This window comes from Sphingomonas sp. (genome assembly GCF_964263785.1).
In the GTDB taxonomy this organism is placed as follows: Bacteria; Pseudomonadota; Alphaproteobacteria; order Sphingomonadales; family Sphingomonadaceae; genus Sphingomonas.
Genome location: NZ_CAXVWL010000116.1, coordinates 1 through 5,481 on the forward strand (window position 1 = coordinate 1; position 5,481 = coordinate 5,481).

4 protein-coding genes and 1 pseudogene are annotated in these 5,481 nt (G+C 69.9%); 2 read left to right on the top strand and 3 right to left on the bottom strand.

The features are described from left to right. A pseudogene (locus ACE5C1_RS15245) lies at window positions 1–186 on the top strand (IS4 family transposase); the annotation flags it as partial. Window positions 187–575: 389 nt separating this feature from the next. On the opposite strand, the gene nagA reads toward ACE5C1_RS15245, so the two are convergent. From nagA to ACE5C1_RS15260, 3 genes are read right to left on the bottom strand one after another with little or no spacing between them, the layout of a single operon-like run. Beyond that, window positions 576–1,721 (bottom strand): N-acetylglucosamine-6-phosphate deacetylase, encoded by a 1,146-nt coding sequence (gene nagA, locus ACE5C1_RS15250; protein WP_374944925.1) that lies wholly within the window; start codon window positions 1,719–1,721, stop codon window positions 576–578. Further along, the gene (locus ACE5C1_RS15255; RefSeq protein ID WP_374944926.1) at window positions 1,721–2,728 is read right to left on the bottom strand and encodes an SIS domain-containing protein; all 1,008 of its coding nucleotides are present in this window, start codon (window positions 2,726–2,728) and stop codon (window positions 1,721–1,723) included. Before ACE5C1_RS15255 ends, nagA begins: the two co-directional genes overlap by 1 nt. Further along, window positions 2,725–3,462: a GntR family transcriptional regulator gene (locus tag ACE5C1_RS15260; RefSeq protein ID WP_374944927.1), complete on the bottom strand. Its 738-nt coding sequence runs from the start codon at window positions 3,460–3,462 to the stop codon at window positions 2,725–2,727. Before ACE5C1_RS15260 ends, ACE5C1_RS15255 begins: the two co-directional genes overlap by 4 nt. A gap of 248 nt (window positions 3,463–3,710) precedes the next feature. Between ACE5C1_RS15260 and ACE5C1_RS15265 the strand changes: the two genes are divergently transcribed. Then, window positions 3,711–5,481, top strand: a 1,771-nt coding sequence (locus tag ACE5C1_RS15265; protein ID WP_374944928.1) for a glucose PTS transporter subunit IIA, incomplete at its 3' end; no start/stop codon positions are given.

Below are 5,481 nucleotides of genomic sequence, written 5' to 3' on the forward strand. Positions count from 1 at the left end.
GGCTACGACCGCCATCTGCGCACGAGCACGACATCGCGACGCGTGCATTCACTCTTCCGGCAGGGCGTCATGTACTACCAACTCATCCCCAACATGCCCGAGGAAAGACTACGCCCCCTCATCCTACAGTTCGAGAAACTCTTCCGCCACCATCAGCTCCTCAAACGGACTTTCGGCATCATTTGAATGAGGGGATTCATGAGGCTGGCATGAGCATCGCGAGGACGGCCGAGCTGACACCGTGCAGCCCAGCGCAGGTCAAGCGGGTCATGGCGTTGCACCGTAGCCGGGCCAAGTCTGCAAAACGACGATAAGGGTTGAAACTGGGAGAGAGCCGACAGGGGAAGCAAAACTCCCAGTAAGAGAAGGATAGGTATTAAGGCTGATAACTGATCGTGCGGCTCGCGTTCTACAATGAGCATTGTCGTTTCCCGAAAAATGCTCTTTGGGGCAGAATCTTCGTCAGTAAAATGCGCGCTCGCACTTTAAGTGTTTGCGTCTAGAATCGTACTTCTCGACTCCCAATTCAACCCTGGTAGCGACCCAATATCTCTGAATCCACGGCTATGGGAACGTCATGCCGGCAGGCAGTCCCGGGCCTCGCCACCGATCCATGTCCGCCGCGCCGTGCCTGACCCGTCCAGCAACACAAGGTCGGCTCGGTTCCCCACGACGATGCCGCCGACCTCGCGTTCCAGGCCGAGCAGCCGCGCGGGATTGGCGCTCGCCATCAAAATTGCCTCGTGCAGCCCGACCGCCAGCATGACCCGGGCGTTCCGGACCGCGCCCGCCATGTCCAGATCGGAGCCCGCGAGCGTTTCATCAGCGGCAAAGCAAGCGCCGTCGCGGGCGATCACCGCACGGCCCTGCAAATCGAAATTCTTGACGTGCCCAACGCTGGGCATGGCGTCGGTTACGAGCACCAGCTGGTCGATGCCCTTTGCCGCGAGCGCCAGCCGCATGGCCGCGGGATGGACATGCTGGCCGTCGGCGATCAGCCCGCACCAGACGCGCGCGTTGTCGAGCATCGCACCGACCGCGCCGGGGGCGCGTGAGCGCAATGGTGACATGGCGTTGAACAGGTGCGTGCAACCGGACAGCCCCGCGTCGATCGCCGCCATCATCTCCTCATAGGTGGCGTCCGTATGACCGGCGCCGATGATTACCCCCGCGTCGGCCAAGCGGCGGATGGTAGTGGGCGTAGTGCGCTCAGGTGCCAGCGTCAGCAGCGTGCGCCCGCGCCTGAGCGCGGTGACGGCCTTGATGCCTTCCTCGTCCAGATCGCGAATCCGCGTGGGGTCGTGAATGCCCTTGCGGGTCCGGTTGAGGAAAGGTCCTTCGACATGGATGCCGAGCACGCCCGGAACGCCGGCGTCGATCGCCGCGTCCACCGCCGCTACACCTGCGCGCACCACGTCGAGCTCGTCGCTGATCAACGTCGGCAGGAACCCGGTGGTGCCGAAGCGTCGGTGCGCCTCCCCGATCCGTGCGATCGTGTCGACAGTGGGCGCGTCGTTGAACAGGACGCCGCCGCCGCCGTTGACCTGGATGTCGATGAAGCCGGGCGCGAGCAGGCCGCCGCCCAGGTCCTCGCGCTCGGCGTGCGGCGGCAACTCGCCAACGGGAATCAGGTCGAGAATGCACCCGTCCGCGACCAGCACGGCCGTATCGGTGACGATCCGGTCGGGAAACGCTACCCGCGCGTTGACGAGCGCGCGCATCACAGCGTCTCCGTGACCTTGCTGAGCGCCGTCGACCGATCGGGATCGCGGCCGCGGCGCACGGCCAGTTCGGCCGTGGCGCGGTAGAAGGACAGGATCTGGCACAGCGGCTGCAGCACGGTCGGCGCGTCCGTGACCGGCAGATCGCGGCCGGCGACCAGAACGCGCCCGCCCTGCGCCACCGCGGTGGCGGTCAGCGCGTCCACGCTCGCCTCCGTCCCGTCCGCCTGTCGGAAGGCGATCACGGGAAAGTCGGGGCCGATCAGCGTCAGGGGACCGTGGCGCAACTCGGCGGCGCTGAACGCCTCGGCATGGATGCCGCAGGTCTCCTTGAGCTTCAGCGCCGCTTCCTGCGCGGCCGCGAGCCCGATGCCGCGGCCGGTGACGAACAGCCCGCGCGCGTCCTGGAGTAGGTCGACCGCCGCACCCCAATCCAGTTCCCAGGCACGCGCGAGCGCGTCGGGGGCCGCTTCCACGGCATCACGCAGCGCCTCGCGACCGCTCCATTCGGCCACCAGCGACAGGATGCCGGCCATCGCGGTCGCCAGGCTCTTGGTGGCCGCGACGCTGCGTTCGGGGCCCGCCTGTAACGGCAACATCGTGTCCGCCAGGCCCGCCAGCGGCGCGCCCTCGACATTCACCATCGCCACCAGATGCGCGCCTGCCGCGCGCGCCGCGCCGGCCGCGGCCAGCAGGTCCGGGCTGCGGCCGGATTGGGAGATGGCGAGGCACAAGGCGCCGTCCAGTCGCGGCGTCGCGTGATAGATCGAGCTGATCGACGGCGCGAACGACGCGACCGGTACGCTCAGCGCCGTCTCCATCAGGTATTTGGCGAAGGTGGCCGCATGATCGGAACTCCCGCGCGCGCAGGTGACGACCAGCGGAGGGGGGGCTGCGCGCAGGCGGTGCGTCAGCGTCGCCAGGGCGTCGCGGTTGCGGGACAGGCGTGCCACGGCGGCGGGCGCCTCCGCCGCCTCCCGCCACATCAGCGTCGCGGCGGCGATCATGCGGACGCGTTCAGCTCGGCCACGAAATCATAGGCGTCGCCCCGATACCAGCTGTGCGTCATCTCGATCACGCGTCCGTCGGCCAGAAAGCCGCGCCGCTCGATGAACAGGCCGGGCGCGCCCGCCTCCACGCCAAGGAGTTGCGCCTGTTCCGCATTGAACAGCACGGCGCGCAGGCGCTGCAGCGCACGCGCCGGGCGATGGCCGGCGGCGTCGAGCGCTTGGTAGAGCGAGGCGTCGACGGACTCCGGATCGGGCAACCCCCAGCCCGGAATGGTGGACCGCTCCAGCGCCATCGGCTCACCATCGGCGAAGCGGATGCGGTGGAAGCGCAACACGCGGGCGCCCGGACCCAGGCCGAAGGTCAGCGACTCGTCGGGACTGACCGAAGCCTCGCGGCGATCCAGCCATCGGATGCTGGGCGCACGGCCGCGCGAAGCCATGTCCTCGGAAAAGGAGGACAGCTTCGAGAATTGCTTTTCGACGCGACCGGCGACGAACGTGCCCGCGCCCTGGCGACGGGTGACCAGGCCATCTTCGGCCAAGCCGTCCAGCGCCTTGCGCACGGTGATGCGCGACACGTCGAACTCGGCGGCGATCTCGCGTTCAGGCGGCAGCGGCTCCTCCGGCTTCAGCACCCGGGCCTCGATCGCGCCGCGGAGCGCGTCGTGCAGCTGCTGGTAGAGCGGCGCGCCGCCACGGCCCAGCTCCCCGATCCGTTCCGCCAATCCCATCGCACCCTCCGTTCCGCCGTCTATAGAACCCTTCCAATACCAATGAACAGGTGCAATCTTTTGTGGGGGATCGGCGGCCTCGCAGGCCGGGCGCTTGACCGTGCCTGCGTTGTATAACTAGCTATGCTAGTCGTCTGGTGATTGGTCTTGTTCGCGATCAGCGGCAATCGGGGAAGTCGGGTGGCATACAGGCTTGTGCACATGACCAGCGATGATCGGAAAGCGGCGGATGCGTCCGCCCTGCGGCGGTGAGCGACGTCGTGCTCCACGCGCCCCTCGACGGCTGGGTGGCGCGGCTCGACACGGTGCCCGACCCCGTCTTCGCCGGCGGGATGATGGGCGATGGGCTCGCCATCGAGCCGCTCGCGGGCGAGCTGGTCGCGCCATGCGATGCCGTGGTCGTGGCGATCGCGCCGACCCGGCACGCGGTCACGCTGTGCCTGGACGGTGGTGCGGAGCTGCTGATCCATTTCGGCATCGACACGGTGGCGCTCGGCGGTGAAGGGTTCGCGGCGTTGGTCGAGGCGAATGAGCGCGTGCGGGCGGGACAGCCGCTGCTGCGTGCCGACCTGGACCTCGTCGTGCGCCGGGCAACAAGTGCGATCACGCCGATAATATTGCTGGGCGAAGGGCATGCGATCGTGCCGCTGGCGCTCGACCGGCGCGTCACCACGGGCGAGCCGATCGCTCGGGTGTCGAGAATCGCGGGCGAGGGCGCGGCGACGGCGTCACCGGATGCGGACCAAACCATCCTGTCGGTCCGTGTGCCGATGCTGAACGGCATCCACGCACGCCCCGCCGCGCGGATCGCCGCCGCGCTGAAGCCTTTCGCCGCCCCGGTCACGATTTCACATGCCAATGCGCGCAGCGTCACCGCGCTGCTCGCCGCCGCGATCGAACGCGGCGACGAGGTGCTGATCGCCGGACGCGGCCGGGACGCGCAAGCCGCCGTTGCGGCCGTCGCCGCGCTGATCGAGAGCGGGATGGACGAGCATGAACGCGACGCGTCCGCTGCCCCGTCATCCCCTGCGCCGATGCGATCGGGCGAGGGCGTCACCGCTGCGCCGGGCTTCGCGGTCGGGCCGGTGCATCGGCTGCGCGCCGTCGATGCGGAGGTGCCCGAAACGGGTGAGGGTGCCCAGGTGGAGTGGGCGGCGCTCGACCGGGCGCGACAGCAGGCGTCGGCCGCCGCCGGGGCAGGCGACATCGCCGAGGCGCATCGCGCGCTGCTCGACGATCCCGACCTGTTAGGGGCAGCCGGGCGGTTGATCGCGGACGGCCGGAGCGCGGGCCATGCCTGGCGTGCCGCCTGCCGGGCGGAAGCCGAGCGGCTGCGCCGGTCGGGCCGAGCGCTGCTGGCCGAGCGCGCGGCCGACCTGCTCGACCTGGAGCGGCAGGTGATCGCCGCGATTGCGGGCGGCGCGCCCATATTCCCCGTCCCGCCCGCCGGCGCGATCGTGATCGCCGAGGAACTGTTGCCCAGCCAAGTGCCGGCGCTAGTGGCGGCCGGCGCGGCGGGGTTCTGCACCGCCGGTGGCGGTCCGACCTCGCATGCTGCGATCCTCGCCGCCTCGGCGGGGGTGCCGATGGTCGTCGCGGCCGGGCGCGGCGTGCTCGACCTGCCGGACGGACGCGTGGTGGTGCTTGATGCCGATCGGGCACGGATCGAGCCGCAGCCGACGCCCGAGCGCGTCGAAGCGGCGCGGGCCGAGGCGGCCGACCGCGCCCGTGTCCGGGCGGCCGACGTCGCGGCCGCGCGGATCCTGTGCCGCACCGCCGACGGAGTCAGAATCGAGGTCGCGGCCAACCTGGCCGGGGCCGACGATGCCGCCGCCGCGGTCGCGCTCGGTGCAGAGGGCTGCGGGCTACTGCGCACCGAGTTCCTGTTCATGGACCGCGCGGCCGCGCCCGGCGAGGACGAGCAGGCCGCCGCCTATGCCGCGGTCGCCGCCGCGCTGGACGGGCGCCCGCTGGTGTTGCGCGTGCTCGACGTAGGCGGCGACAAGCCGCTGCCCTACC

What these genes read in the sequence shown, in the direction of transcription:
- ACE5C1_RS15260 (WP_374944927.1), bottom strand. Translation starts at nt 3,462, where the DNA reads ATGGGATTGGCGGAACGGATCGGGGAGCTGGGCCGTGGCGGCGCGCCG.
- nagA (WP_374944925.1), bottom strand. Translation starts at nt 1,721, where the DNA reads ATGCGCGCGCTCGTCAACGCGCGGGTAGCGTTTCCCGACCGGATCGTC.
- ACE5C1_RS15255 (WP_374944926.1), bottom strand. Translation starts at nt 2,728, where the DNA reads ATGATCGCCGCCGCGACGCTGATGTGGCGGGAGGCGGCGGAGGCGCCC.